Consider the following 25391-nt stretch of genomic DNA (forward strand, 5'->3'; position numbering starts at 1 on the left):
GGGCTCATTTCAACGACAATCCTTCTGTCTCGAGTTCACAGGATTTGTGGCGCGATTCGCCGGTGGTGACTGGGAAGCCGCAGTCAGCGCACGGGTGCTTGATGCGGTGCAATTGCGAGTTACGCGGGCCTGGCATCACTTCGACTAGGCCGCGTTCGACGGATGCCCTGATGGCTCCGCGGACGGCCTTTTGCTTGTGGTCACTGAACCGGAGGTCGCCTTCGATGTGGTTCTTGCTCAGCCCATCGTCTTCACCGCTCTTGGCCAATGCCGCGAGTAGTTGAATGACCGCCGGGAACGCGGCTTCTGACTCAGCGTCGCCACGAGAGCCACCGACGTAGGTAAGGCGATGTGAGTCGACGTCGTACGTCAATCTGCCCTCGCGCACATCGACGCCACGCCCGTAGGCCGAGAAGTACCGACTGGATGCTGGGTCCTCGTTCTCACGCACGATCTTCCACAGCACGTCGGGCCAGTCGAGAAGCCGCGAGTCCCCACGAGATCGCTCGTTGCTATGGCCCATGTGGTGAACGATGGTTGAGTCACCGATCCCTGCCTGGCTGAGCAATTCGTCGTATGCCAGCAGGAATTGGCCAGTATCTCGGCTCTCGTCAAGCCCGCACGCGTCCAGGACGGGACGCAGGCAGTCGAGGATCAAGTAGTCGCAGGCGTGGTCACGTAGCCGGCGCACCCATTGGTCGCGGACATGATCGTCCAGGATGTTGAACGAGGCGACTAGCCCGCGCAGCGCTATGACTTCAGCGATCGCGGTGGTGTTGCGAATATTCTGCGCGCGAAGCCACTCCCGCAGCATGTCCTCATCGAGCTCGTCGTCGATCACGACGAGGTGCCTCGCTGGGGCATTGACCGTGAAGTTGTTCAAGAATGGGTCGCCGTCAGTCAGGGCCCGGGCCTGGTTGGCAATAAGGCTTGTCTTGCCCGCTTTGAACTGCGCGGCGAGCAGAACGCGCGCATTGGCTGGGGCCAAGCTTTCAATCCGATACCTGATCGGGTTAACGGGCTGATTGATCCAGTCTGCAAACGGTTTGACTGGCGGAGGCGCAAGGGCAGGCCGGTCTTCGGCGTTGAGGCACCGGCGCGCGTCCCGGCGGGCTCGGAGTTTACGAACTTCGTCTAAGACTGCGAGTTCGTGCAGGTCGACCGGCTCGCCATTGTTGCCAATGATGATGTTGTCGAGGTTTGCCGCGGTCACACTGCACCTCTCAACGAAGGCACGTCGCGGGGCCCTACCCGTTCCCATGCTGACCGCAATGTGGCGCGGATCTCGCTCTGCTGCAGGCCGATTGCGGCAGCGATCCGTGTCAGTTCGGTGTGCACCGCCGTCTGGCTCGCGTGGCCGCCTTTGACGAACTCGTAGACGTTGCAAGCAACCCGGAGCAGCGTGTCGTTCCGAGAACCCTCGCGGGACGAAGCGAGCCGCTGCAGCTCTGCACCGATTGCGGCCCTGACATAGGTGGGGTTTCCACCGGGAGGCGCCGCATCGATCCGTCCTGGGCCTGGATTCGCTTCTTGCGTTTCGGCCGATGCTTTGATGCGCCGGCTGTTCTCGAGGAAGTTGCCTGTCCAGTTGAAGTCGCCCCAATTGGTGGGAGCCTGGTTCGAACTTGCACTGACGTTGGAGCTCGTGTGGGGGCACAAGATGACCGGCCCGCAGTGCGGGCAGTTGATATCCGGCTCTATATTCACGCGACCCCCCGCCGCGGTAAGCGCGACGAACCGCGACGCCGGCGAATCTCGTTGCCGATACCAGACCAGTCGGCGGCCGCCGAGATCGCCCTACTGGCCTCAGCGTGGGCCGCCTGGGCTACCTCTTTGCGGAGGACGTGGTGTTCTCCATCGACTGCAAGAGCGAGCAGTTTTCGAGGGTCGCCGTCAGACATCGCACACCACTCGGGTGCGCCGGCCCACGGCAACGGTCCGGCGTTGGCTTGGGCAAGCACGGCTTCGAGATAGCGATGCACTTCAGGCCAGGAGACCTGCTGTGAACCAATGATCGTCATCCGACGCCACCTACCCGAGCACGGCAGCGCGGGCCGCGGTGAGCGGCCACGGAGACGGGCGCAGCAAGCCAGTGTCCGCAGTCAAGGCATCGCACTGCGATCCGATAGCCGCGCTCGGCAGCAGCGGCGAGGACAGCCCCGTCCTGGAGGTCCTCGGTGTTCAGCGCTGTGTAGCCGTCTTGTCGTCGATATGCCTTAGAATCGACGGTGGTGGCGTGGTGGCCATTGATGTGATTGGTTGAGGGTCGGTCCTGGTGGTTCGGGGTTCGGCCCTTGACTTCTTTTGGTGGGCTCATGCCGTTGCCGCTTCAGTGAGGCGATCCACATAGGCCACAAGGGATTCCGCGGTGATGAAACCGCGTCGTCCGATGTTCACCTTCTTGAGTTCGCCGCGTTTAACGAGCTCATAAAGCGTGGTGTGGCCGATGCCGCCGAGCTCCAACCGGGCGTCTGGTATCGATACCAGGCGACGTGTCATGCCGCTCATTGATCCTCCGCTGCTATTCCGTCATTTCCGCTTGTGTGTCAGCGGTCTATTGACATCTTCAGATGCAGTGGCATACTCACGCTAGTGACAATGGCAAGGTTTTAATGGCATAGATGTGAGGGTGGAGCGGCGTCGACGAAAGAACGAGGTGAGCGGACTCGGCAGATCCGAACACAGGAAAAGCGCGCTGTGGATGAGGTTTCCAACTATGTGATCGCGGGAGCGTTGGCCGAAATCCGCGGCGACGTGGAGGATGGCCGGCCAGTAATCGGCCCTGACATGCCGTTTGTAATAGACCTGCCGTTTGGCAAAGCGAACTACGTCTTCAACAGTCTGGTGCCGATCGGATCAGACGGCGTCTTCATTCCTGGCGAAGTCGACGTCGACTTCTCACGCGACCGTAGTGCACCGATCCGAAAGCTGAAAATTACAGTCCGGCAAGGTATTCCAGAGTGTACGGAGATCCATCTCGTCGCGAGGTCGGACGGTCGAGGATTGCGGCCGTCCGACCTGGAAGCCATAGATCTTTCAAACTGGATCGAAGACATCCTGTCCGAATGCACATATCGGTTGACGCAAGACGGCTTTCGCAGCGTTTCGGGTGAGCGAAGCGGTCGCAAGGCGATTGAACACGCCCGGAAGGCCGGCCGGCGCAAGGTCACGCAGGAGCTGCTCCGAAAGACGGCAGAGGTGTACCGGGAAAACATTGCAACAAGGCCATTAGAGGCGGTCCGCGACGAGTTTGACGTCTCCTACCGGACGGCGGCCCGCTACGTCGAGTTATGCCGCAGTGACGGCCTGCTCCCGAAGACGCACAAGGGCATGCGAAAGGCGTGAGGCCATGAGTCGGCAGCAGTTACCACCTCAGATCAAGAAGGTTGACATAGGCGACCGTAAGACGGGGAAGCGTGTTGTGCGCTACCAGCTCACAGTTGATGCCGGTCAGGCCGCGGACGGGAGGCGCCGCCAGGTGCGACGGCGTTACGCGTCCGAACGCGAAGCGCGCAAGGCGCTGGCAGAAATCACCGGCGGCGCCATTGATGGCACGTTCGTCGCTCGCTCGGTTCTCACGATCGAGAAGGCGTGCCGGGACTGGCTCGCTGGAATGCACGATATCGAGCCAACGACACGTGCCGCTTACACGCACGCCCTGAAGCCGCTGCGCGATCGTCATGGCGAGATGCCGGTGCAGCAACTCACCAAGTCCCATCTCGACCGACTCGTTACTGACCTGGTTGACGGATCGTTCCCCGATCAGAAGAGACCGTGGACTGCCAACTCGATTAACCCGATGCTGAACCTCATCTCACGTGTGCTCGCCGATCTGGTCAGACAAGGCGCGCTGGCGCGCGATGTCGCTGCGTTGGTCAAGCGGCTGAGGCGGCCGGAGGCGAAGTTGAAGACCTTCGATGAGAAGGAGGTCCGCCAGTTGCTTAAGCACGTCGAGAACAATCGACTTGGCCATGCATGGCACCTCGCCCTGGCTGGTTTGAGGCGGGGAGAGATCAGCGGGTTGCGTTGGTCAGACGTGGAGCTCAATCCCGATGGCGACGCTGGAACGCTGACCGTCGCGCATAACCGGGTGTCGGTCGGCGGCAAAATCCATGACAAGAATCCAAAGACTGAGCGGTCGGCGCGGACGCTCCCGTTGACGCCGGCACTGGCGAAGGCGCTCAAGCGAGCCAAAGCCGTCCAGGCCGCGGAGCGGCTGCAGCTTGGTCCCCATTACGTAGGAGAGGGGGACCACGTCGTCGTTGATGACGCGGGTCGTCCGTACCATCCGGACACCTTGAGCGACTTCTGGCGTGAACTTTGCGGGGAGGCCAAGGTGCGGCAGATCCGCCTCCACGACGCGCGCCATTCCTGCGCCAGCATCATGCACGCACAGGCCGTGCCGATTGCAGTCATCTCAGCATGGCTCGGTCACGCTGACCCGGCATTCACTATGCGGACCTATGTGCACGCTCAGAACGACGCCTTGCAGGCGGCGGCGGCCACTTTGCAGAAGGTTGTGACACTGTCGTGACACTGAGCGATCTTCGAACACGCTTGCGCTGCGGCCTCATGGAAGTCATCGCAGGTGAACACCATGATTTGGCTGAGCCCCCTGTCAGGATTGAACTGACGACCGCTCGCTTACAAGGCGAGTGCTCTACCACTGAGCTAAGGAGGCGGGGTTGAACGGACCCAGCCTAATCGGTCAGTTGTCGGTGTCGATCACGCGTGTTGAGCGCACCGCCCGCGACGAGGGGCGCCGGCGCCCGGGCAGCGGAATTCGGTCGGCGATGTTGCTCAGTGGGTTGACCACCATGGTGAGCGCGATGACGGCGTCCTGCAGCGTGGCGATGGCGGGCTCGAGCGCCTCCATCCCGGGCGTCAGCCGGGCGAGGGTGTCGGCGACGTCGGCGAGCTGATCCAGCGGGCCGTTCTTCGCCGTCAGCTTGTCGACCAGGCCGCCCTCGGCGAGCAACCGGTCGGCCAGCCCGTCCTCGGCCAGCAGCCGCTCGATCAGACCGTCCTCGGCGACCAGCTGATCGGCCAGCCCGCCGGGCTGCAGCGTGCGGTGCAGGGCGCCGCCCTCGGCCGTGAGCCGGTCCAGCAGGCCGCCCTCGGCCGTCAGCATGTCGACCACCCCGCCGGGGCGCAGCAAGCGGTCGATCGGGCCGTCCGCCGCGATGGCCCGGCCCAGCGGGGCGTCGTCGTCGAGCAGCCTGGCCAGCCGGTTGGCCCGGACGATCGCGTCGTCGATGCCGAGCATGGAGGTCATCGCGCTGGTGCCGGCGGTTCCGCCCTCACCCAGAGCCCGTTTCGCCACGCCGACGGCCGCGCTCGCGACGCTCAGGCTCACATCCGCGGCGGCCAGCCCCACCCGGGCGGGCGCGGTCGCGGCCGACGCGATGTTTCTGGCGAGGCTCATGGTCCCGAGTGTATTCGCGACGCAGGCCGGCAAGGGCGCTACGTCCAAGGCAATGCGACGATTCCTGGCAGACTACTATCAGTTGGTTGGCACTGAGCTTTCAGGAAGTGCACAACCGTCACATAGCAAACGTTCAAGTAAGGGACATGAACATCAGATGACATCGGCAACCCCCACTGACAGCAAACCGGAGGCTCGCGTCCTCGTGGTCGACGACGAAGCCAACATCGTCGAGCTGCTCTCGGTGAGTCTCAAGTTCCAGGGGTTCGAGGTTCATACGGCAACCAACGGCGCCCAGGCCCTGGATCGGGCGCGCGAGGCGCGTCCCGACGCGGTGATCCTCGACGTGATGATGCCGGGCATGGACGGTTTCGGGGTGTTGCGGCGACTGCGCGCCGACGGTATCGACGCCCCCGCACTGTTTCTGACCGCCCGGGATTCCCTGCAGGACAAGATCGCCGGCCTGACGCTGGGCGGGGACGACTACGTGACGAAGCCGTTCAGCCTCGAAGAGGTGGTCGCCCGGCTGCGGGTCATCCTTCGCCGCGCAGGCAAGGGCGGGGCCGAACCGCGTAGCGCGCGGCTCACTTTCGCCGACATCGAGCTCGACGAGGAAACCCACGAAGTGTGGAAGGCCGGTCAGCCGGTGTCGCTGTCGCCGACCGAATTCACCCTGTTGCGTTACTTTGTGATCAATGCGGGCACGGTGTTGAGCAAACCGAAGATCCTCGACCACGTGTGGCGCTACGACTTCGGAGGTGACGTCAATGTCGTCGAGTCCTACGTGTCGTATCTGCGCCGCAAGATCGACACCGGGGAAAAGCGGCTGCTGCACACCCTGCGCGGAGTGGGTTACGTGCTGCGGGAACCGCGCTGAGCCGGCGCGTGGCCGGCACCGGTAGCGAAGAAGGGGTAGATGGGAACCAAGCCTCGACGTGAATTGCCCCTCCGGATAGGGCTCGTCGCCGCCACCCTGGCCCTGGTCGCCTGCGGTCTCGCCGTGTCCGGCATCGCGGTGACGTCGATCCTGCGGCACAGCCTGGTCAGCCGCATCGACTCCACACTGCTCGACGCGTCCCGCGGCTGGGCACAGAATCCGCGGCGCCAGTCGCCGCCGCCCTACGAGGGCCCCGATCCGGGCCGGCCGCCGTCGAAGTTCTACGTGCGCGGTGTCGGCACCAACGGCACCCCGTTCACCGCCATCAATGACCGCAACGCCGAACCGGCGCTACCGCCCGACAACGACGTGGGCCCCAACCCGACGACGCTGCCCTCGGTGAACGGCTCGGACATCCAGTGGCGGGCCGTCTCGGTGCACGGCCCGCACGGACTGACCACGGTCGCGATCGACCTGTCCGACGTTCAGCACACGGTCAGCTCGCTGGTCTGGTTGCAGGTGGGCATCGGGGCGGCGGTGCTGGCCGTCGTGGGGATCGCCAGCTTCGCGGTGGTGCAGCGCAGCCTGCGGCCGCTGACCGAGGTTGAACACACCGCCGCCGACATCGCCGCGGGCCAGCTGGATCGGCGTGTGCCAGAACGGGATCCGCGGACCGAGGTGGGCCGGTTGTCCCAGGCGCTCAACGGAATGCTGACGCAGATTCAGCAGGCGCTGGCGTCCTCGGAGTCTTCCGCGGAGAAGGCCCGCAGCTCCGAGGAGCGGATGCGGCGGTTCATCACCGACGCCAGCCACGAACTGCGCACGCCGCTGACGACCATCCGCGGCTTCGCCGAGCTGTACCGCCAGGGTGCCGCCCGCGACGTCGCGATGCTGCTGTCGCGGATCGAAAGCGAGGCCTCCCGGATGGGCCTACTGGTCGACGACCTGCTGCTGCTGGCCCGCCTCGATGTGCAACGACCGCTCGAGCACCATCGGGTGGACCTGCTGGCGCTGGCCAGCGACGCCGTCCATGACGGGCAGGCGATGGCCCCCAACCGCACCATCACCATGGAGGTGCTCGACGGGCCGGGCACCCCCGAGGTGCTCGGTGACGAAGCACGGATCCGGCAGGTGCTGAGCAACCTCGTCGCCAACGCCGTGCAGCACACCCCGGAACGCGCCGATGTCACCGTGCGGGTCGGCACCGACGGCAACGATGCGGTGCTCGAAGTAGCGGACAAGGGCCCCGGCATGAACCAGGAGGACGCGTCCCGCGTCTTCGAGCGGTTCTATCGCACCGACTCGTCGCGGGCGCGGGCCAGCGGCGGCACCGGACTGGGGCTGTCCATCGTCGAGTCATTGGTGCGCGCGCACGGCGGTGCCGTCAGCGTGACCACCGCGCCGGGTGAGGGCTGCCGCTTCCGGGTGACGCTGCCGCGCATCAGTGACGTGTCCGCGCCGGAGCCGGTTCACGTCAACTGAGCCAGCGCCGCCTTGATCTTGGCCTGGGCCTCGTCCAGCGATTCCGCCGACGGGTTGCGGTCGACGTTGGCGAAGCCGAAGTCGCTGAGGCTGCGGGTGGGGAACACGTGCACGTGCAGGTGCGGCACCTCGAGCCCGGCAATGATCAGGCCGGACCGCTCGGTTCTGAAGGCCTTGCTCACCGCCTTGCCGATCAACTGGCTCACGGACATGACCCGGGCGAAGGCCGCGCCGTCGACGTCCTGCCAGTTGTCGATCTCGGCGCGCGGCACGACGAGCGTGTGGCCCTGGGTCATCGGCTCGATCGTCAGGAACGCGACGACGTCGTCGTCCTCGTAGACGAAGCGGCCGGGGAGTTCACGGTTGATGATCTTGGTGAAGATCGACGCCATGTGCACAGCATAGGTGCGCCGACTTTATCGCCCGTGGCTCACCCTTCCTGGCCGAACTGCATCATCTCGAGATTCCAGTAGCCGCGCATGTTCGTGATCAGCCCCGCGTCGTTGACCTTGTAGGTGAACACGCCTCGCACCGAGCTGGTCAAGCCGCCCTCGAACTTGCTGTTGAGCACCAGAATGTGGGCGATCTCGTCGGGCGAACTCGAGGGGAAGGTCTCCTCGCAGGTGATCGAGAGCTGGTTTGCGGCGATGTTGGTGTCGAAGAACGCCCCGACGGCCTCCTTGCCGCGGACGCCGGCGCCGTCGGGGTTGGTGACGGACTTGCCGATCGGGTCCTCGATGACGACGTCGTCGGACATCAGCGCCAGCCAGCCCTCCCGGTCGTGCGCCTGCACGCACCGCCACGACGACTGCGACGCGGCCAGGGCCGGGGACGCCTGGGACTCTTGGGCTTTCGTGGTTTCGGTCATTTCACTCCACGGACGCGGCTGATCGGCGGCTAGCGGTCGGCGTCGGTAAAGCGGATAACGCCGCGAATGTTCTTGCCGTCCAACATGTCCTGGTAGCCGTCGTTGATCTGCTCCAGCTTGTACTGGCGGGTGATCATGTCGTCCAGGTTCAGCTTGCCGGCCTTGTACATCGACAGCAGCTGCGGAATGTCGTACTGCGGGTTGCCGCCGCCGAAGATGGTGCCCTGCAAGTTCTTCTGCATCAGGGTCAGCATCGCCAGGTTCAGGTTGACGTTGGTGTCCAGCAGGCTGCCGATGGCGGTCAGCACGCAGGTGCCGCCCTTTTGGGTGATGTTCAGGTAGTTGTCGACGTCGGCGCCCTGCAGCTCGCCCACGGTGACCACGACCTTGTGCGCCATCAGGCCGTAGGTGACCTCGGCGATGCCCGCCATCGCGGCCATGATGTCGGGGTACACGTGGGTGGCGCCGAATTTCAGTGCCTGGTCCCGTTTCCACTCCACCGGGTCGATCGCGAAGACGTAGCGGGCGCCGGCGTTGACGGCTCCCTGCAGCGCCGCCATGCCGACCCCGCCGACGCCGACGATGGCGACGTCCTGGCCCGGGCGGATGTCAGCGGTGCGGACCGACGAACCGTAGCCGGTGGTGACGCCGCAGCCGACCAGCGCGGCCACCTCGAACGGCACCGACGGGTCGATCTTCACCACCGAGCTGCGGTGCACGACCATGTACGGGGAGAACGTGCCCAGCAGTGTCATCGGGTAGACGTTCTGGCCCTTGGCCTGGATGCGGAAGGTGCCGTCGGACACCGCGGCGCCGCCGAGCAGACCGGCGCCCAGGTCGCACAGGTTGCGCATGCCCGCCTGACAGGTGGGACACTGACCACACGACGGGATGAAGGACAGCACGACGTGGTCACCCGGGGCGATGTCTTCGACGCCCGGACCGACCTCGGTGACAATGCCGGCGCCCTCATGCCCGCCGAGCACCGGGAAGCCGGCCATAGGTATGCCGCCGGTAACTAGATGGTGATCCGAATGGCACATCCCGGCCGCTTCCATCTGGATCTTGACCTCGTGCGCCTGCGGGTCGCCGATCTCGATTTCCTCGATGGACCAGGGCTGGTTGAACTCCCAGATCAGTGCGCCTTTTGTTTTCATGAAGGACCTCCATCAGCATGCCCTGACCCGAGTGTCGGTGAAAGGGGCCGGCCGGTGCCGGACGGCAAGTTAGAACGTGTTCTCATTCGCAGACCATTATGACCTTCGTCACCGGGCTGTAAAGAGGGGGGGACCACCAACCGGTCGGGAGGTCACCAGATGGGGACGGGGGCCTCGCCAAGCGGGTAGTAGCCGGGCAGCTTTTCGCCGGCGATGCTGCGCTCGATCCGCTTCTGCATGCCCTCGCTCAGGTCCCCGGATTCGATGAGCTTGCCGAACATGTACGCGACGTGACCGAAGTCGAAGAAGTCGCGTTGCCACTCGATCTGCTGTTCGGCGTTGAGCCGGAACCAGCTGCCGCCGATGCCGTAGATCTCGTCCCGGGTGCCGTCGGTCTTGTTGACGATCTGCTTCCAAAAGCCGACGATCTCGCCCTGCTTCTCGTCGATGAGCACCTTCTGATACTCATACACCCAGTTCTCCAGGCCCTCCATCTCCAAGCCCAGGGCGATGTCACGGATTTCGTCGACCCCTACGCACATCACGTCTTCCTTGGGGCCGATGTTCCAGCCGTACGTGGCGTCTTGGGCGTAGAAGTCCGCCAACGGTCGCCAGTCACCGGCCTTCTCGCAGTCCTTATTGACCTGCAGCCAACGGTCGACCCATGCCTCGAGTTCTTCACGCGAGTGTGACGCCATCGTCAATCTTCTTTCTCTTTGAGGAAAAGTGCTTGCGTTGGGCACATATCGACCGCGCGCTCGACTTCGTCGCGGGCGTCTTCGGGTGGTTCGGGGTCGAGGATCTCCACCTTGCCCCGCTTGGGCACCCGGAAGTAATCCGGCGCCTCCAACTCGCACATGGCGTGGCCCTGACACAAATCCAGATCCGCCTCGATCCTGAATCCGCCCATCGGAGTAGCTCCTTACGCGCTGCGCTTGCGATACCGGACCTTGGCCGGCCGGGCCAGCTGCACCACCATCTTGGAGTGGTCATTGTGATAGCTGTCCGCCGGCTGCGCCATCTCGAATTCATACTCGCGCAACAGGACCGAGAAGATCGCCTTGATCTGCATCTGGGCGAACGCAGCGCCGACGCAGCGGTGCCGGCCCGCGCCGAACGGGATCCAGGTCCACCGGTTGACGATGTCGGCCTGCTCGGGCTTGTTGTAGCGGTCTGGCTTGAACGCGTCCGGGTCGGGGAAGTCCTCGGGGATCCGGTTCGAAATCGCCGGCGATGCCGCGACGAAGTCACCGTCGTGAATCGGGAAGCCCTCGACCTCGAACTCGCCCTTGGCCACCCGCATCAGGATGATCAGCGGGGGGTGCAGCCGCAGGGTCTCCTTGACCACGTTGTCCAGCTTCGGGATCGACCGCAGCGCATGAAAACTCACCTCTTGCCCGTCGGCGTAGAGCTCGTCGAGCTCGGCCAGCACCTCGGCGTAGACGTCCGTGTGGCGGATCAGCTCGATCAGTGTCCACGCAGAGGTCCCGGAACTGGTGTGGTGCCCCGCGAACATCAGCGAGATGAACATTCCGGTGACCTCGTCGGCCGAGAAGCGCGGCTTGCCCTCCTCGTCCTTGATCGACACCAGCACGTCGAGCATGTCCCGGTCCGCCTTGTCCTTCGGCGGGTTGGCCAGCCGCTCGTTCATGATCTCCTGCACCAGCGCAACGAGTTTCACGCGGGCCTCGTCGCGGCGCCTGAAGCTCTCGATCGGCAGGTAGGGGTCGACGTAGCACAGCGGGTCGGTGCCGCGCTCCAGCTCGTGGTAGTACTCGGCGAACCGGTGGTCGAGCTGGTTGCGGAACTTGACGCCGATCAGGCAGGCCGTCGAGGTATAAATGGTCAGCTCGGAGAAGAAGTCGAGCAGCTCGATCTCGCCCTTGTCGCCCCAGTCGGCGATCATCCCCTTGACCTGAGCCTCGATGGTCGCGGCATGGCCCTTCATCTGCTCGCCGCGCAGCGCCGAGTTGTGCAGCATCTCCTTGCGCCGCTCCGGGCTGGCGTCGAACACCACGCCCTTGCCGAAGATCGGCGCCATGAACGGATACGCCGCGGCCTGGTCCAGGTCCTCGTCGGCGGAGCGAAAGAAGAATTCATTGGCCTGGGCGCCGGACAGCAGGATGACGTGTTTGTCGACCAGCTGGAACCAGCCGACGTCGCCGCATTCCTCCCGGACGCGCTTCATCAAACCGATTGGGTCGGTGCGGAATTCCTCGAGGTGACCGTGCTCTTCCTCGCCGCCGGAAACCCGGGGCACGACGGCGGTGTTCGCCGTGGTTGCGTCAGCCATGTCCTGGCATCCCTTCTTCGCCGAGCGCGAGCTTTTGGCGATCTTTGTTGTCGGCCAGCGGTGCTTCGGGCTGAAGCTCCATGTTCGCGATGAAGCCACCGCGCGGCGTCTCGGCGACGAAGGTGATGGCCCGCGCCAGATCCGCCGCGCGCAGGAAGTAGTCGTGTCGGGCCTGACCCCATTTGGCCCAGTCCTCCAGGGCGGGTCCGATCTTCTCGGCGGGCAGGCTCCAGCCCATCGACGTCTTGGTCGGGCCGGGATGCACAATCGAGGCCCGCACGCCGGTGCCCTCAAGCTCCATCTGGAAGTTGGTCACCATCGCGACAAGCGCGGCCTTGGCCGCGCCGTAGGCGCCCATGTGTGGACGCTGGCGCAGGGCCACGTCGGAACCCACGAAGATCAGGTCGCCGCGCTGCCGGTCGAGCATGCCCGGCAGCACCGCAGCGGCCAGCCGGTTCGCGCCGACCAGATGGATCTGCAGCTGTGACTCGAACTCGTCGGTGGTGATCTCGGCAAGCTTGCCGAAATAGGTGTCACCGGCGCCGGCCACCAGTACCTCGATTTCGCCGAGCGCCTCGGTCGACTGTGCGACAAACGATTTCACCGAGTTCGGGTCGGTGACGTCCAGGTGGAATCCGACCGCCTCACCGCCCTCGGCATTGATCTTGCCGACGATGTCGTTGAGCTTCTCCACCCGGCGGGCGCCCAGCGCGACCGGGAAACCGTGCGCCGCGAGTTCGATGGCGGTTGCCTCTCCGATGCCGGAGGAAGCGCCGGCCACGATGGCGGGCCGGCGTTCGGGCAAGGGTGCAAAGCGGGGCATTCAGCGGACCTCCACGGTCATTGGTAGGTGAGCGAATCCGCGGACATTGCTCGAGTGGACGCGGACGGCGTTGGCCTCGTCCACCTGGTATCCGCGGATTCGCTTGAACAACTCGGTGAGCGCGACCCGGGCTTCCATCCGCGCCAGATGCGCGCCCAGGCAGAAGTGTGCGCCGCTACCGAAACTCAACAGTTTGGGCCCGATGTCGCGCCCGATCAGGTAGTCGTCGGGATTGTCGAAGACCCGCTCGTCGCGATGCCCGGACCCGGGGAGTAGCAGCAGGACGTCGCCCTCGGGAATGGTGGTGTCGTAGAGGGTGAGCTCGCCGGACACGGTGCGGGCCAGGATCTGACTGGATGTGTCGTAGCGCAGGGTCTCCTCGACCCACAGTGGCACCCGCGACGGGTCCTCGTACACCGGCGTCAGCTGATCCGGATTCTTGTGACCCCAAAAGGCGGCGTTGGCAAGCAGTTTGGTGGTGGTCTCGTTGCCGGCGATCACCATCAGGAACATGAAGCCGAGCACTTCGTCGTCGGTGAGCCGGTCGCCGTCGATCTCGGCCTCCAACAGCGCCGAGGTGAGATCGTCGGTCAGCTTTTCGCGCCGCTCGGCCACCATCTCCTGGTAGTAGACGATCAGGTTGAGGGAGGCCTCGACCGCCTCGGGTGGCACGTCGGTGACGCCTTCCTCGCGGTGCATCACCCCGTCGGCCCAGGCCCGCACCTGATCCCGATCCGGCTCGGGCACGCCCATCAGCTCGGAGATGACGTCCATCGGCAGCTTGCCGGCGAACTCGTCGACGTAGTCGACCGCGCCGTCCTCGGCCTTGTCGAGCATGGTGTCGAGATGCTGCACCGCGATCTCGGTGACGCGTGGCTCGAGTTCGCGAATCCGTCTCGGGGTGAAGCCTTTTGAGACCAGCGTCCGCAGCCGCAGGTGAGCTGGATCGTCCATCGCCAGGAAGGACATCGTCTTGCTGGCGTGTGGGCCGCGTGACGCCGGGTCCAGCGAGACGCCGTACTTGTTGGAAAGCGTTGTGCTGTTGCGGAATCCCAGCAGCACGTCCTGGTGCCGCGACAATGCCCAGAACTTCAGCTCGTCGTTGCGATACAGCGGAGCCTCGTCGCGCAGCCGCTTGTAGTAGGGGTACGGATCTTCGTGGAAGTCGTAGTCGTAGGGGTCGAGGACCAACTCGTGGTCGCCCACATGGACGGTCATTTAGCTTTTCGTCTCCTGGTTTGTCCGCCCGGGCAGGATCAGGCTCACTACATAGGCCAATTGGTCGGCGATCTGGTGGTAGGTGAACTGGCCGCTGGCGGCCTGCACCAATGCGCCGAAGAACATCATCTCGAGCGCGGCCACCGTGTTCGGGTCGGCGCCGGGCCCGATGGCCGCCGCGATGCGGCGGTGGATCTCGGCCCCGATGCGGTCGCGCACGGCACCCACCGCCGGGTCCGTGCCGCCGCCGAGCAGTGCCGTCGTGCATGCGGCGCCGACCTCGGGCTCGTCGGCGACCACCAGCGCCAGGTGACGCAACACCTTGTCCACCCGGACCGGCATCGGGTCGTTGACGTCGGTGAAGAACGGAACTTGGCGCACCAAGTCCAAATAGACCTCGGCGATCAGGTGGTTCTTCGACGAGAAGTAGGTGTACGCGGTGGCCGGGGCCACTTTGGCGCGGGCGGCGACCGCGCGCACCGTCAGGTCGGCGTACGACTTCTCCCGCAGCGTCTCGATGCCGGCCACCAGCACCTTGCGAAACGTCTCCTCCTGGCGACGATTGCGCTCCGGCTGACCGGTCCGGCGGCCGCCGTCTGAAGTGATTGTCACCAGTGCGTCGCTGGACACATGTCCAAGCTAATCGATCAAAACGGGGCGAAGCAAGCCTGTCCGGCAAATATCCAGCTGACGCCGCATTTTCCGGCGTAGTTCCGGCGCCGTCCGGGTTCGGCCCTTGCCGCGGCGATGCCCTGGCGGCTATGGTTCGAGCGGACAATATCGGACAACTGTCCACTAGGTTGGCGTGCCGGGTGAACCGCGCACAGACGGGAGCGGGACATGGCCTTGTTGGCCGACGGCGTGAGTGAACTCTTCATCGACGGCAAGCTGTCGGCCGGTAGCGCCGGGAACTTCCCGACGGTGAACCCGGCCACCGAGGAGGTGCTGGGCGTCGCCGCCAACGCCGACGCCACCGACATGGACCGCGCCATCGACGCCGCGCGACGCGCCTTCGACGAGACGGACTGGTCCCGCAACACCGGGCTGCGGGTGCGGTGCATCCGGCAGCTGCGCGACGCGATGCGCGACCACATCGAAGAACTGCGCGACATCACCATCGCCGAGGTCGGCGCCCCGCGGATGCTCACCTCGGCCGCCCAGTTGGAGGGACCGGTCGGCGACTTGAGCTTCGCGGCTGACACCGCCGAGTCCTACGAGTGGAACCAAGACCTCGGGCAGGCATCGCCGATGGGCATCCCGACCCGGCGCACGATCGCGCGCGAAGCCGTCGGGGTCGTCGGTGCCATCACCCCGTGGAACTTCCCGCACCAGATCAACCTCGCCAAACTGGGCCCCGCGCTGGCGGCCGGCAACACCGTGGTGCTCAAGCCCGCACCGGACACGCCCTGGTGCGCGGCCGTGCTCGGGGAAATCATCGCCGAACACACCGACTTCCCTCCCGGCGTCGTCAACATCGTCACATCCAACGACCATCGACTCGGCGCGCTGTTATCCAAAGACCCTCGGGTGGACATGGTTTCGTTCACCGGATCGACCGCGACCGGCCGCAGTGTGATGGCCGATGCCGCCGCCACCATCAAGCGGGTGTTCCTGGAGCTGGGCGGCAAGTCGGCGTTCGTCGTCCTCGATGACGCCGACCTGGGCGGGGCATGCTCGATGTCGGCGTTCACCGCGGCCATGCACGCCGGGCAGGGCTGCGCCATCACGACCCGGCTGGTGGTGCCGCGGGACCGCTACGACGAGGCCGTCGCCATCGCCGCGGGCACCATGGCCTCGATCAAGCCCGGCGACCCCGACGACTCCGGAACCGTGTGCGGGCCGGTGATTTCCGCCCGGCAGCGGGAGCGCGTGCAGAGCTACCTCGATCTGGCGATCGCCGAGGGCGGGACGTTCGCCTGTGGCGGTGGCCGCCCGGCTGACCGGGACCGCGGCTTCTTCATCGAGCCCACCGTGATCGCCGGCCTGACCAATGACGCGCGGCCCGCCCGCGAGGAGATCTTCGGGCCGGTGCTGACCGTGATCGCCTACGACGGCGAGGACGACGCACTGCGCATCGCCAACGACTCGCCATATGGTCTGTCGGGCACCGTGTTCGGTGCCGACCCCGACCGCGCGGCCAACTTCGCCTCCCGGATGCGGGTGGGCACCGTCAACGTCAACGGTGGTGTCTGGTACTCCGCCGACGCGCCGTTCGGCGGATACAAGCAGTCCGGGAACGGACGAGAAATGGGCGTGGCCGGCTTCGAGGAGTACCTGGAAGTCAAAACCATTGCCACCGCCGTGCAGTGACCGCGCCACAAAGGCGACCGAGAGGAAAACATGCGATTCGAGAATAAGGTCGGCATCGTCACCGGGTCAGGTGGCGGCATCGGGCAGGCGTACGCGCAGGCGCTGGCCCGCGAGGGCGCGGCGGTGGTGATCGCCGACATCAACGCCGAGGCTGCCGAGGCGGTCGCCAAGCAGATCGTTGCCGACGGCGGAACCGCCATCAGCGTTCCGGTCGACGTGTCCGACCCCGCCTCGGCCAAGGAGATGGCCGACCGCACGCTGGCCGAATTCGGCGGCATCGACTACCTGGTCAACAACGCCGCGATCTTCGGCGGCATGAAGCTGGACTTCCTGCTCACCATCGACCCGGAGTACTACCGCAGGTTCATGAGCGTCAACATGGACGGAGCGCTGTGGTGCACGCGTGCGGTGTACAAGAAGATGGCCAAGCGCGGCGGCGGAGCGATCGTCAACCAATCATCCACCGCCGCATGGGTTTACGCGAACTATTACGGCCTGGCCAAGGTCGGGCTCAACGGCCTGACCCAGCAGCTGTCCCGTGAGCTGGGTGGCCAGAAGATCCGGATCAACGCCATCGCTCCCGGCCCCATCGACACCGAGGCCAACCGGACCTCTACCCCCAAAGAGATTGTCGACGACATCGTCAAGGGGCTGCCGTTGTCGCGGATGGGGACGCCGGAGGATCTGGTCGGCATGTGCCTGTTCCTGCTTTCCGACGAGGCGTCCTGGATCACCGGGCAGATCTTCAATGTTGACGGCGGGCAGATAATCCGATCATGACCGACGAATTGAAGCTCGGCTACATCGGGCTGGGCAACATGGGTGCGCCCATGGCCACGAAGATGACCGAATGGCCTGGCGGCATAACGGTTTACGATATCCGTACCGAGGCGATGACCCCGCTGATCGAAAAGGGAGCCGGCGTGGCCGACAGCGTCGCCGACGTCGCCGCGGCCGACATCGTCCATGTCACTGTGCTCAACGACGCCCAGGTGCGTGAGGTGGTCGGTGAGCTGGCGGCGCACGCCAAGCCCGGGACCGTCATCGCGATCCACTCGACCATCAGCGACACCACCGCGGTCGAATTCGCGGCCGAGCTCAAGCCGCAAGGCATCCACATCGTCGACGCGCCCGTGAGCGGCGGGGCCGCGGCGGCGGCGAAGGGCGAGCTCGCCACCATGGTGGGCGCCGAGCGTGAGGTCTACGAGAAGATCAAGCCGGCGTTCAAACACTGGGCGGCGGTGGTCGTCCACGCCGGCGAGCCGGGCGCGGGTACCCGAATGAAGTTGGCCCGCAACATGTTGACGTTCACCTCGTACGCGGCGGCATGCGAGGCCATGAAGCTGGCCGAGGCCGCGGGGCTGGATCTGCAGACCCTGGGCCGGGTGGTCCGCCACACCGACGCGCTCACCGGCGGTCCGGGCGCGATCATGGTGCGCGACAACATGAAAGACATTGAGCCGGACAACTTCCTGTACGAGCCTTTCCTGCACACTCGCGGGCTCGGCGAGAAGGACCTGAGCCTGGCGCTTTCCCTCGGCGAGACGGTCTCGGTCGAGCTGCCGCTGGCCCAGTTGGCCTACCAACGGCTGGCCGCCGGCCTCGGGGTGCCACACAAGAAGGAAGAGGCGTAATGGACGAACTGCGCAGCAAGGGCCTCGCGAAGATGAACGAGGTCTATGGCTGGGAGATGCCCAACATCGAGGGCGACGCGTACTTCGACCTGACCGTCGACCACCTGTTCGGCAGCATCTGGACGCGGCCGGGATTGTCGATGCGCGACAAGCGGATCATGACGCTGACGGCGGTGACCGCGATCGGAAACCGCGACCTGGCCGAAATCCAGATCAACGCGGCGCTTCTCAACGGCGAGCTCACCGAGACCGAGCTGAAGGAGATGGCCGTCTTCCTCACCCACTACCTGGGCTTTCCGCTCGGGTCGGCGCTCAACGGCGCGGTCGATGCCGTCGTCGCCAAGCGCAAGAAGGCCGCGGCAAAGGGTTCCGGTGAGGACAAGAAGGCCAACGTGGACGCCGCGCTGAAGATGCACTCGGGCGAGTAAGCCACCAGACTCAGTACGGCTGAACGCCTTCGGGCATCACGTACTCAGAGATCGGCCCGGCGCTGCCGTTGATCGTCGTGCCCCCGTTGATGATGCCAGGAGCCATCTCCAGCATATTGTGCGGGAACCCGAACCGCGGCTTGGTCAGCTCGTCGAGCCGGGCCAGCTCGTCGGCGCTCAGATCCACGTCGACGGCCCGGACGTTGTCCTCGAGCTGGGAGAGCCGGCGGGCCCCGATGATGACGGACGAGACGGCCTGCTGCGCGCGCACCCAGGCCAGCGCGACGCTGGCGACGTTGGTCTCGTGTGCCTTCGCGATGACCTCGAGCTCGTCGATCACGGTGTAGGTCTTCTCATTGAGGAAGGCGTCGACCATGGCGCCGCGGTCGGCGGTGTGCCGGCCGCTGTTGGCCCGGGTGTACTTGCCGCTCAGCACGCCACTCTTCAACGGTGACCATGGCGTGATGCCCAGGCCAAATTCCGACGCCATCGGCACGAGATCCTGTTCGATGGCGCGCTCCAGCAGCGAGTACTCGACCTGCAGCCCGACGAACGCCGACCAGCCGCGGAAACCGGCGATCAGGTTGGCCTGGGCGATCTTCCACGCCGGGGTGTCCGAGACGCCGATGTAGCGCACCTTGCCGGCGCGGACCAGGTCCTCGAGTGCCGCCATGGTTTCCTCGATGGGCGTATTCGCGTCCCAGATGTGCAACCAGTACAGGTCGATGTAGTCGGTTTGCAAGCGGCGCAACGAGTTTTCGCAGGCGTTGACCAGCGATTTACGGCCCGAGCCGCCGCCGTTGGGATCACCCGGATACAGGTTGCCGCTGAACTTGGTGGCAATCGCCAACCGGTCGCGACGGGCGGAGTGGCGCCCGACGTGGTCGCCGATAATCTTCTCGGAGTGGCTACGCGTGTAGAAGTTGGCGGTATCGATGAAGTTGCCGCCGAGCTCGATGTATCGATCGATAATCTGTTGGGACTCTTCCACACTGGTGCCCCAGCCGAGGTCTTCGCCGAACGTCATCGCGCCCAGGCACAGCGGGCTGACGCGCAAACCGGATCGTCCGAGTGTCACGTATTGATCCAGCGGCATGAGGTCCACTCCCTGGTAGGTTGTTCGACTATGAGGTTGTTCATATCAAAACTAGTTCATTCCTGAACGATCTGGCAAGTCGATGTCTGCAGTGGATGCGGCCAAGATCTGGTCACTCAACTACCGGGTGCTGCTGTCGGTCATCTCGTGCGCCGAGGCCGACATCTGCGCGCTCGGCCTCGAGTCCAAGGAGCTGTTCCTGCTCGCCGAGATCGACGAGCACCCCTATCCGGCCGAGCTGGCCGCGGCGTTGAGCATGCCCAAGGCGACGGTGACGCTGTATTTGAAGCGGCTCGAGGCCGCGGGGTTCGTGCGCCGCGAGATAGACCCGGCCGATTTGCGTCGCCACCGGCTGCTGCTCACCCCGGCCGGGCGCCAAGCAGCCCGCAAGGGGCTGTCGTTGCTCTCCGACGAGTTCGACAAGCGCCTCGGCCGCCTCACCGCCGCGCAGCGCAACGAACTCAAGGGACTGCTGGAGAAAATCCTCTGAATCGTCGGGACGGTGGGCGTCGGCCCGTCGGCGGGGCTAGTCTGACGTGTCGTGCGCGTCCTGGTAATTGGTTCCGGTGCCCGTGAGCATGCTCTGCTGTTGGCGCTCCGCAAAGATCCGCAGGTGACGGGGCTGGCGATCGCGCCGGGCAACGCGGGCACCGCTCGGCTGGCCGAGCAGCACGACGTCGACATCACCTCGGCGGACGACGTCGTCGCCCTGGCCCGCGAGGTCCGCGCCGACCTGGTGATCATCGGTCCCGAGGTGCCGCTGGTCCTCGGGGTGGCCGACGCGGTCCGCGCGGCCGGCATCGTCTGTTTCGGCCCCAGCAAGGACGCCGCCCGCATCGAGGGCTCAAAGGCTTTTGCCAAGGAGGTCATGGCCGCGGCCGGGGTGCGGACCGCGACCAGTGAAATCGTCGATACCCCGGCGCATTTAGACGCCGCCCTGGACCGGTTCGGCCCCCCGGTGGGGGATGCGGCCTGGGTGGTCAAGGACGACCGCCTGGCGGCCGGCAAGGGCGTGGTGGTGACCGCGGATCGCGGTGTCGCCCGCGCGCACGCCGCCGGGCTGCTCGAGGCCGGCCACCCGGTGCTGTTGGAGTCCTACCTGGACGGCCCGGAGGTGTCGCTGTTCTGCGTCGTCGACGGCGAAACCGTGGTGCCGCTGCTGCCCGCGCAGGACTTCAAGCGGGTCGGCGATGGCGACAGCGGACCCAATACCGGCGGTATGGGTGCCTACGCGCCCGTCCCGTGGCTTCCGGACGAGGTGTATCGCGACGTGGTCAGCAACATCGTCGAACCCGTTGCGGCCGAGATGGTTGCGCGTGGCAGCTCGTTCAGCGGACTGTTGTACGCCGGACTCGCGATCACCGCTAACGGGCCCGCGGTGGTCGAATTCAACTGCCGCTTCGGCGATCCCGAGACCCAGGCGGTGCTGGCGCTGCTGGAATCGCCACTCGGTCAGCTGTTGTACGCCGCCGGTAGCGGCACACTGTCCGACTTCGGCGAGCTGCGCTGGCACGACGGTGCCGCCGTGACGGTGGTGGTCGCGGCGGAGAGCTATCCCGGACGCCCCCGGGTAGGAGACGTCATCGTCGGCTCGGAGGCCGACGGGGTGTTGCACGCCGGAACGGCGCGGCGCGAGGACGGTGAGATCGTCTCGTCGGGCGGCCGGGTGCTTTCGGTGGTGGGCACGGGCGCCGATCTGACGGCCGCGCGCGCCAATGCCTACCAGGTCGTGCGATCAATTCGGCTGCCGGGCAGCCATTTCCGCAGGGACATCGCCGAATTGGCGGCCGACGGGAAGATCCGAGTCTAGAAGCGTCTAGAAGCGTCTAGAACGCGGCGGCCTGTCCGTCCCGGCGCGGATCGCTGGCCGCGAAGTAGCCGTCCTCGAGGCGCCAGATCGCCTGGCAGCTGCCGAATTGGTTGTAGTCGTCGACGGCAACCAGATCGTGTCCGCGCCGGCGCAATTCGTCCAGTGTTGTGTCCGGGAAGCCCTTTTCGCAGCTGACCTGCATACCCTCGACCCACCGGAACCGCGGGCCGTCGCACGCCGCCTGCGGGTTCTGCCCGTGGTCGGCGATGCGCACCATCATTTGCACGTGACCCTGGGGCTGCATCATCCCGCCCATCACACCGAAGCTCATCACCGGTGCGCCGTCTTTGGTCACGAACGCCGGGATGATGGTGTGGTAGGGACGCTTGTTCGGGGCCACGGTATTCGGATGCCCTTGAGAAGCAACGAAGTTCGCGCCCCTGTTCTGCAGCGAGATCCCGGTGCCCGGCACCACCACGCCCGAGCCGAATCCCAGGTAGTTCGACTGGATCATCGACACCATCATCCCCGCGGCGTCGGCCGCGGTCAGGTAGACGGTTCCGCCTGACGGGGCTCCCGCGGATGCCGGCTTGGCCCGCGCGCGGTCGATCAGCCCCGCGCGCTGCCTGAGGTACTCCGCGTCCAACAGGCGTTCCGGGCCCAGCGGCATGTGCTCGATGTCGGCCACGTAGGCCTGGGCGTCGGCGAACGCCAGCTTCACCGCTTCGATCTGCAGGTGCACGCTGTCGGCGGAATCCGCTGGCAGCGAGGCCATGTCGAAATGCTGCAGGATACCCAGGGCGATCAGCGCGACGATGCCCTGACCGTTGGGCGGGATCTCGTGCACCGTGTATCCGCGGTAGCCGCCGTCGACCGTGCCCACCCAGTCGGCACGGTGAGCCGCCAGGTCGCCGGCCCGCATGGCCCCGCCGTTGCCCAGCGCATGCGCTTCCAGCCTGGTGGCCAGCTCTCCACGGTAGAACGCCTCACCCTTGGTGGCGGCGATCGTCTCGAGCGTCGCGGCATGATCCGGCAAGCTGAATCGTTCGCCCGGTTTCGGCGCCCGGCCGCCGGGCAGGAACGCCTGGGCGAAACCGGGCTGGCTTGCAAAGAGCGGGACCTGCGCCGACCATTGCTCCGCGACTGTCGGCGATACCGGAAAGCCATTGCGGCCGTAAGCTATTGCCGGCTCGAAGAGCCGCTCGAACGGCAGCTTGCCGAACTTGGCATGCAGCTCGGTCCACGCCGACACCGCGCCGGGCACGGTCACCGAATTCCAGCCCAGCACCGGAACGCCCTTGCCGCCGAAGTATTCTGGCGTCCAGGCCGCGGGCGAGCGGCCCGAGGCGTTGAGGCCATGCAGTTGCCTGCCGTCCCACACGATGGCGAACGCGTCCGAACCGATGCCATTGGACACCGGCTCCACGATTGTCAGGGTGATGGCCGTGGCGATAGCCGCGTCCACCGCGCTGCCGCCCTGCGCGAGCATCCGCAGCCCCGCCTGGGCGGCGAGCGGTTGCGAGGTGCACACAACGTTTTCCGCCAAGATGGGCTTGCGTGGCCAGGCGTACGGGAAGGTCCAGTCGAAAGGTCCGGTCACCTCCGCGAGCGTAACTCGTTACGCCGTCAGCAGCGGTGCCATCCAGGTCAGCTCGGCGGGTAGCTGCGAGCTCCAGAAGGCCCCGTCGTGTCCACCGGGTGAGAAGCCGCCGGCCGGCGGATTGGGCAGTTGCGCGATGAACTGCTTTGTCGCGGCGTAAAACGGATCGCTGTCGCCGCAATCGATCCGGATCGGGATCGAGGCCAGGGCGGGCATGCCGAACACCGAGTTCGCCGCGAAGTCGTCCGGGCCGTCGAAGGCGCCCGGTGCGGCCGCCCCCGAGGACATCCACAGCGCCGGGCTCACCGCGCAGATCGCCGCGGTGCGGGCCGGTCCCAGCCGGCCGCCCAGCAATAAGGCGCCATAGCCGCCCATCGACCAGCCCAAGAACGCCACCCGTGAGGTGTCCAGATTCTGGTTGCCCAGCATCGGGATCAGCTCGTCGAGCACCATGGCACCGCTGTCCTCACCGGAAGACCGCTTGTGCCAATAGCCGCCGCCGCCGTCGACGGCGACCACCGCGAACGGTGGCAGCCCGGCATCGACGGCCTGTGCCAGGCCGTGTTCGACGCCGCCGGCCATCACGGTGGACGCGTCACTGCCCTTGCCGTGCAGCGCGATCACCGGTCGCAGCGGCTTCGTCTGGCCGGGTGGACGGGCGATGGCCCAGTTGGTGCTCATCCCGCCGCGCGCCGCGGAAACGAAGGAACCGGTCACCATGGTGGGCGCGGGCGCCGCCGGCGGAGCCGGATCGCGGGGCGGGTTGGGCGCCGGCGCGAGCGGCATCTGGGTGCCGACCGCCGATACCGGCGTGGCGCGAGACGTGCGGGGCTCTAACAGGATGTCGAGCCCGTAGGCGCCCACCGCGCCCAGAGCCGCGCTGGCGCCGAGGCCGAACAGGGTGCGTCGGCTCAAGTCGGGCATGCGGGCCATTATGCCCGGGCCGTTTGGCCGAAATGGCAATGCAGTACCACTTTGGCTGGCACGATGGCTACTCGTGACTGCAGCGGTTACTCCAAAAGGAGAACGCCGGCGGTATGCCCTCGTCAGCGCCGCCGCCGAGCTGCTGTCCGAGGGTGGCTTCGAAGCGGTGCGGCACCGGGCGGTTGCGCGGCGGGCCGGCTTGCCGCTGGCGTCCACCACTTATTACTTCTCATCTCTGGACGATCTGATCGCACGCGCCGTCGAACACATCGCCATGATCGAGGTGGCGCAGTTGCGGTCGCGGGTCAGCGCCATGTCGCGGCGCCGCCGGGGACCGGAGACCATCGCCGAGGTGCTGGCAGATCTGCTCGTGGGCGACGTATCCGGGCCGGGCCTGACCGAACAGCTGATCTCGCGCTACGAGCGGCACATCGCCTGCACGCGACTGCCCGCGCTACGCGAGACCATGCGCCGCAGCCTGCGCCAGCGCGCCGAGGCGGTGGCCGAGGCCATCGAGCGCTCGGGCCGTTCCGTGCACATCGACCTGGTGTGCACGTTGATCTGCGCGGTCGATGGTTCGGTGGTGTCGGCCCTGGTGGAGGGTCGGGATCCGCGCGCGGCGGCGCAGGGCGCGGTGGTCGACCTGATCGAGGTACTCGCGCCCATCGATCAGCGGCCCGTGCAGATCTGACCGACCGCTACCCGTGGCTCGGATCCGCCGGCAGCGACGGCGTCACGATGTAGCCGGTGTCCAGGTCACCGTAGATCGTCACGTCCGCCGGGCTGCGCTGCGCGTACAACGCCACGTAAGCGCAGACCACGGCGTCGACCGGGTCCTCCGCCCGGCGCAGCTCACTTTTGCGCTGCGCGGTAACGACGGCCCGGCGCAGCGCGACCCAGCCGTCGTGCCCGGCTACCCGCAGCGGCACCGGGGCCTGCGCCAGCCGTTCGACGCCGTCCATCAGCAGCAACAGCTCGGATCGGAGCCGGTCGACGGTGCGCCCGGGCTTCGCCTTGTATTTCAGCGTCCGTTCCAGCCGGAACAGTGCGACCGTCGCCGCGTGGGGGTAGACCTCGATGGCGCGCCGGGCGGCCGGCGATCGCGGGTCGACACTCAGGCCCAGCGCCGCGGCCAGCCGGCCTGCCCGCGGGCCGTCGGCGAATTCGGGTCTTCCGGTGTTGCAGGGGTGCGTGCCGGCCTCATACCTGCGGAAATCGCGGTTCAGGGCGGTCTCGGCGGGACGCTGGCCGGTCGGATTGTTCACCACCAGCGGTGCGTCGAAGGCGACCAGGCAATCGCCTTGCACATAGGGGTGCAGCGCGGCCAGGATCTGGTCATCGTCGCGGACCGCACACACGTTCAGCAGGGCGCCGCCGGCGTCGACCACGGCGACACCGGTCGGGTTGCGAGCGGCCCAGGCGAGGTCGACGCCGGCGAAGTACATC

29 protein-coding genes and 1 tRNA gene are annotated in these 25391 nt (G+C 66.1%); 11 read left to right on the top strand and 19 right to left on the bottom strand.

Going from position 1 to position 25391, the window contains the following annotated elements; genetic code table 11:
- Positions 1-4: 4 nt before the first annotated feature.
- The 4 genes from ACIUM1_RS18030 to ACIUM1_RS18045 form a co-directional block, all read right to left on the bottom strand.
- The gene (locus ACIUM1_RS18030) at positions 5-1213 is read right to left on the bottom strand and encodes an AAA family ATPase (protein ID WP_406813982.1); all 1209 of its coding nucleotides are present in this window, start codon (positions 1211-1213) and stop codon (positions 5-7) included.
- Positions 1210-1707 carry a hypothetical protein gene (locus ACIUM1_RS18035; protein ID WP_406813983.1) on the bottom strand — a complete coding sequence of 166 codons (498 nt, stop codon included), beginning with the start codon at positions 1705-1707 and terminating at the stop codon, positions 1210-1212. The genes ACIUM1_RS18030 and ACIUM1_RS18035 overlap by 4 nt, the downstream gene beginning before the upstream one ends.
- Positions 1704-2021, bottom strand: coding sequence for a DUF2742 domain-containing protein (locus ACIUM1_RS18040; protein WP_406813984.1), 318 nt, complete (start codon positions 2019-2021; stop codon positions 1704-1706). The genes ACIUM1_RS18035 and ACIUM1_RS18040 overlap by 4 nt, the downstream gene beginning before the upstream one ends.
- Positions 2022-2313: 292 nt before the next feature.
- The gene (locus tag ACIUM1_RS18045) at positions 2314-2508 is read right to left on the bottom strand and encodes a helix-turn-helix transcriptional regulator (RefSeq protein WP_406813985.1); all 195 of its coding nucleotides are present in this window, start codon (positions 2506-2508) and stop codon (positions 2314-2316) included.
- 189 nt (positions 2509-2697) lie between these two features.
- On the opposite strand from ACIUM1_RS18045, the gene ACIUM1_RS18050 reads away from it, so the two are divergent.
- Together ACIUM1_RS18050 and ACIUM1_RS18055 are read left to right on the top strand one after the other, a co-directional pair.
- Positions 2698-3345: a hypothetical protein gene (locus ACIUM1_RS18050; RefSeq protein ID WP_406813986.1), complete on the top strand. Its 648-nt coding sequence runs from the start codon at positions 2698-2700 to the stop codon at positions 3343-3345.
- A 4-nt stretch (positions 3346-3349) separates the two neighbouring features.
- Complete coding sequence (locus ACIUM1_RS18055) at positions 3350-4534, top strand: tyrosine-type recombinase/integrase (protein WP_406813987.1); 1185 nt, start codon at positions 3350-3352, stop codon at positions 4532-4534.
- A gap of 75 nt (positions 4535-4609) precedes the next feature.
- On the opposite strand, the gene ACIUM1_RS18060 is transcribed toward ACIUM1_RS18055, so the two are convergent.
- Both ACIUM1_RS18060 and ACIUM1_RS18065 read right to left on the bottom strand, forming a co-directional pair.
- Positions 4610-4681, bottom strand: a tRNA-Thr gene (locus tag ACIUM1_RS18060).
- A 27-nt stretch (positions 4682-4708) separates the two neighbouring features.
- Complete coding sequence (locus ACIUM1_RS18065) at positions 4709-5425, bottom strand: hypothetical protein (protein WP_406813988.1); 717 nt, start codon at positions 5423-5425, stop codon at positions 4709-4711.
- Between the two features lie 157 nt (positions 5426-5582).
- Here ACIUM1_RS18065 and phoP point away from each other — a divergent pair, with 157 nt between their 5' ends.
- Together phoP and ACIUM1_RS18075 are read left to right on the top strand one after the other, a co-directional pair.
- A complete protein-coding gene (phoP, locus tag ACIUM1_RS18070; RefSeq protein ID WP_406813989.1) occupies positions 5583-6302 on the top strand; it encodes a two-component system response regulator PhoP in 720 nt (239 codons plus the stop codon).
- A gap of 39 nt (positions 6303-6341) precedes the next feature.
- Entirely contained in the window at positions 6342-7784 is a 1443-nt protein-coding gene (locus tag ACIUM1_RS18075; RefSeq protein ID WP_406813990.1) for a sensor histidine kinase, read from the top strand.
- On the opposite strand, the gene ACIUM1_RS18080 is transcribed toward ACIUM1_RS18075, so the two are convergent.
- The 9 genes from ACIUM1_RS18080 to ACIUM1_RS18120 all read right to left on the bottom strand — a co-directional run bounded on the left by ACIUM1_RS18080 (position 7772) and on the right by ACIUM1_RS18120 (position 14773).
- Positions 7772-8176 carry an HIT family protein gene (locus ACIUM1_RS18080; protein ID WP_406813992.1) on the bottom strand — a complete coding sequence of 135 codons (405 nt, stop codon included), beginning with the start codon at positions 8174-8176 and terminating at the stop codon, positions 7772-7774. The genes ACIUM1_RS18075 and ACIUM1_RS18080 overlap by 13 nt on opposite strands.
- A 38-nt stretch (positions 8177-8214) precedes the next feature.
- Entirely contained in the window at positions 8215-8652 is a 438-nt protein-coding gene (locus tag ACIUM1_RS18085) for a ketosteroid isomerase family protein (protein ID WP_406813993.1), read from the bottom strand.
- A gap of 29 nt (positions 8653-8681) precedes the next feature.
- A complete protein-coding gene (locus tag ACIUM1_RS18090) occupies positions 8682-9809 on the bottom strand; it encodes an NDMA-dependent alcohol dehydrogenase (RefSeq protein WP_406813994.1) in 1128 nt (375 codons plus the stop codon).
- 152 nt (positions 9810-9961) lie between these two features.
- Complete coding sequence (locus ACIUM1_RS18095; protein ID WP_406813995.1) at positions 9962-10507, bottom strand: nuclear transport factor 2 family protein; 546 nt, start codon at positions 10505-10507, stop codon at positions 9962-9964.
- 2 nt (positions 10508-10509) lie between these two features.
- Complete coding sequence (locus ACIUM1_RS18100) at positions 10510-10719, bottom strand: ferredoxin (RefSeq protein ID WP_406813996.1); 210 nt, start codon at positions 10717-10719, stop codon at positions 10510-10512.
- Positions 10720-10731: 12 nt separating this feature from the next.
- Positions 10732-12102: a cytochrome P450 gene (locus tag ACIUM1_RS18105; protein WP_406813997.1), complete on the bottom strand. Its 1371-nt coding sequence runs from the start codon at positions 12100-12102 to the stop codon at positions 10732-10734.
- Entirely contained in the window at positions 12095-12925 is an 831-nt protein-coding gene (locus ACIUM1_RS18110; protein WP_406813998.1) for an SDR family oxidoreductase, read from the bottom strand. Before ACIUM1_RS18110 ends, ACIUM1_RS18105 begins: the two co-directional genes overlap by 8 nt.
- On the bottom strand, positions 12926-14143 hold the full coding sequence (locus ACIUM1_RS18115; RefSeq protein WP_406813999.1) for a cytochrome P450: 1218 nt from the start codon (positions 14141-14143) through the stop codon (positions 12926-12928). It lies immediately after the preceding gene.
- Positions 14144-14773 carry a TetR family transcriptional regulator gene (locus ACIUM1_RS18120; RefSeq protein WP_406814000.1) on the bottom strand — a complete coding sequence of 210 codons (630 nt, stop codon included), beginning with the start codon at positions 14771-14773 and terminating at the stop codon, positions 14144-14146.
- 210 nt (positions 14774-14983) lie between these two features.
- Here ACIUM1_RS18120 and ACIUM1_RS18125 point away from each other — a divergent pair, with 210 nt between their 5' ends.
- The 4 genes from ACIUM1_RS18125 to ACIUM1_RS18140 are packed head-to-tail and all read left to right on the top strand — an operon-like array spanning position 14984 to position 18515.
- Positions 14984-16453 (top strand): aldehyde dehydrogenase, encoded by a 1470-nt coding sequence (locus tag ACIUM1_RS18125; protein WP_406814002.1) that lies wholly within the window; start codon positions 14984-14986, stop codon positions 16451-16453.
- 30 nt (positions 16454-16483) lie between these two features.
- Positions 16484-17233, top strand: coding sequence for an SDR family oxidoreductase (locus tag ACIUM1_RS18130; RefSeq protein WP_406814003.1), 750 nt, complete (start codon positions 16484-16486; stop codon positions 17231-17233).
- Positions 17230-18087 carry an NAD(P)-dependent oxidoreductase gene (locus tag ACIUM1_RS18135; protein ID WP_406814004.1) on the top strand — a complete coding sequence of 286 codons (858 nt, stop codon included), beginning with the start codon at positions 17230-17232 and terminating at the stop codon, positions 18085-18087. Before ACIUM1_RS18130 ends, ACIUM1_RS18135 begins: the two co-directional genes overlap by 4 nt.
- Positions 18087-18515, top strand: coding sequence for a carboxymuconolactone decarboxylase family protein (locus ACIUM1_RS18140; RefSeq protein ID WP_044487447.1), 429 nt, complete (start codon positions 18087-18089; stop codon positions 18513-18515). The genes ACIUM1_RS18135 and ACIUM1_RS18140 overlap by 1 nt, the downstream gene beginning before the upstream one ends.
- A gap of 10 nt (positions 18516-18525) precedes the next feature.
- On the opposite strand, the gene ACIUM1_RS18145 is transcribed toward ACIUM1_RS18140, so the two are convergent.
- Positions 18526-19620: an aldo/keto reductase gene (locus tag ACIUM1_RS18145; RefSeq protein WP_406814005.1), complete on the bottom strand. Its 1095-nt coding sequence runs from the start codon at positions 19618-19620 to the stop codon at positions 18526-18528.
- Between the two features lie 73 nt (positions 19621-19693).
- Between ACIUM1_RS18145 and ACIUM1_RS18150 the strand changes: the two genes are divergently transcribed.
- A complete protein-coding gene (locus ACIUM1_RS18150; protein ID WP_406814006.1) occupies positions 19694-20101 on the top strand; it encodes a MarR family winged helix-turn-helix transcriptional regulator in 408 nt (135 codons plus the stop codon).
- Positions 20102-20152: 51 nt separating this feature from the next.
- Positions 20153-21421 carry a phosphoribosylamine--glycine ligase gene (gene purD, locus ACIUM1_RS18155; RefSeq protein WP_406814008.1) on the top strand — a complete coding sequence of 423 codons (1269 nt, stop codon included), beginning with the start codon at positions 20153-20155 and terminating at the stop codon, positions 21419-21421.
- Between the two features lie 16 nt (positions 21422-21437).
- Here purD and ACIUM1_RS18160 read toward each other — a convergent pair whose 3' ends face one another.
- Positions 21438-23021, bottom strand: coding sequence for a gamma-glutamyltransferase family protein (locus tag ACIUM1_RS18160; RefSeq protein WP_406814009.1), 1584 nt, complete (start codon positions 23019-23021; stop codon positions 21438-21440).
- Positions 23022-23039: 18 nt separating this feature from the next.
- Entirely contained in the window at positions 23040-23957 is a 918-nt protein-coding gene (locus ACIUM1_RS18165; RefSeq protein ID WP_406817732.1) for an alpha/beta hydrolase-fold protein, read from the bottom strand.
- Between the two features lie 61 nt (positions 23958-24018).
- On the opposite strand from ACIUM1_RS18165, the gene ACIUM1_RS18170 reads away from it, so the two are divergent.
- The gene (locus ACIUM1_RS18170) at positions 24019-24636 is read left to right on the top strand and encodes a TetR/AcrR family transcriptional regulator (protein WP_406814011.1); all 618 of its coding nucleotides are present in this window, start codon (positions 24019-24021) and stop codon (positions 24634-24636) included.
- Between the two features lie 7 nt (positions 24637-24643).
- Here ACIUM1_RS18170 and ACIUM1_RS18175 read toward each other — a convergent pair whose 3' ends face one another.
- Positions 24644-25390, bottom strand: coding sequence for a DUF429 domain-containing protein (locus tag ACIUM1_RS18175; RefSeq protein ID WP_406814012.1), 747 nt, complete (start codon positions 25388-25390; stop codon positions 24644-24646).
- Between the last annotated feature and the right edge of the window lies 1 nt (position 25391).

Source organism: Mycobacterium sp. M23085, assembly GCF_045343915.1.
Taxonomy (GTDB): Bacteria; Actinomycetota; Actinomycetes; order Mycobacteriales; family Mycobacteriaceae; genus Mycobacterium.

Excerpts from the sequence above, each read along its gene's own strand:
- ACIUM1_RS18100 (WP_406813996.1), bottom strand. The coding sequence starts at position 10,719 with ATGGGCGGATTCAGGATCGAGGCGGATCTGGATTTGTGTCAGGGCCAC.
- ACIUM1_RS18085 (WP_406813993.1), bottom strand. The coding sequence starts at position 8,652 with ATGACCGAAACCACGAAAGCCCAAGAGTCCCAGGCGTCCCCGGCCCTG.
- ACIUM1_RS18140 (WP_044487447.1), top strand. The coding sequence starts at position 18,087 with ATGGACGAACTGCGCAGCAAGGGCCTCGCGAAGATGAACGAGGTCTAT.
- ACIUM1_RS18045 (WP_406813985.1), bottom strand. The coding sequence starts at position 2,508 with ATGAGCGGCATGACACGTCGCCTGGTATCGATACCAGACGCCCGGTTG.
- ACIUM1_RS18080 (WP_406813992.1), bottom strand. The coding sequence starts at position 8,176 with ATGGCGTCGATCTTCACCAAGATCATCAACCGTGAACTCCCCGGCCGC.
- ACIUM1_RS18090 (WP_406813994.1), bottom strand. The coding sequence starts at position 9,809 with ATGAAAACAAAAGGCGCACTGATCTGGGAGTTCAACCAGCCCTGGTCC.
- phoP (WP_406813989.1), top strand. The coding sequence starts at position 5,583 with ATGACATCGGCAACCCCCACTGACAGCAAACCGGAGGCTCGCGTCCTC.
- ACIUM1_RS18150 (WP_406814006.1), top strand. The coding sequence starts at position 19,694 with ATGTCTGCAGTGGATGCGGCCAAGATCTGGTCACTCAACTACCGGGTG.
- ACIUM1_RS18040 (WP_406813984.1), bottom strand. The coding sequence starts at position 2,021 with ATGACGATCATTGGTTCACAGCAGGTCTCCTGGCCTGAAGTGCATCGC.
- ACIUM1_RS18130 (WP_406814003.1), top strand. The coding sequence starts at position 16,484 with ATGCGATTCGAGAATAAGGTCGGCATCGTCACCGGGTCAGGTGGCGGC.
- ACIUM1_RS18105 (WP_406813997.1), bottom strand. The coding sequence starts at position 12,102 with ATGGCTGACGCAACCACGGCGAACACCGCCGTCGTGCCCCGGGTTTCC.
- ACIUM1_RS18055 (WP_406813987.1), top strand. The coding sequence starts at position 3,350 with ATGAGTCGGCAGCAGTTACCACCTCAGATCAAGAAGGTTGACATAGGC.
- ACIUM1_RS18175 (WP_406814012.1), bottom strand. The coding sequence starts at position 25,390 with ATGTACTTCGCCGGCGTCGACCTCGCCTGGGCCGCTCGCAACCCGACC.
- ACIUM1_RS18125 (WP_406814002.1), top strand. The coding sequence starts at position 14,984 with ATGGCCTTGTTGGCCGACGGCGTGAGTGAACTCTTCATCGACGGCAAG.
- ACIUM1_RS18110 (WP_406813998.1), bottom strand. The coding sequence starts at position 12,925 with ATGCCCCGCTTTGCACCCTTGCCCGAACGCCGGCCCGCCATCGTGGCC.
- ACIUM1_RS18065 (WP_406813988.1), bottom strand. The coding sequence starts at position 5,425 with ATGAGCCTCGCCAGAAACATCGCGTCGGCCGCGACCGCGCCCGCCCGG.
- ACIUM1_RS18135 (WP_406814004.1), top strand. The coding sequence starts at position 17,230 with ATGACCGACGAATTGAAGCTCGGCTACATCGGGCTGGGCAACATGGGT.
- ACIUM1_RS18075 (WP_406813990.1), top strand. The coding sequence starts at position 6,342 with ATGGGAACCAAGCCTCGACGTGAATTGCCCCTCCGGATAGGGCTCGTC.
- ACIUM1_RS18115 (WP_406813999.1), bottom strand. The coding sequence starts at position 14,143 with ATGACCGTCCATGTGGGCGACCACGAGTTGGTCCTCGACCCCTACGAC.
- ACIUM1_RS18095 (WP_406813995.1), bottom strand. The coding sequence starts at position 10,507 with ATGGCGTCACACTCGCGTGAAGAACTCGAGGCATGGGTCGACCGTTGG.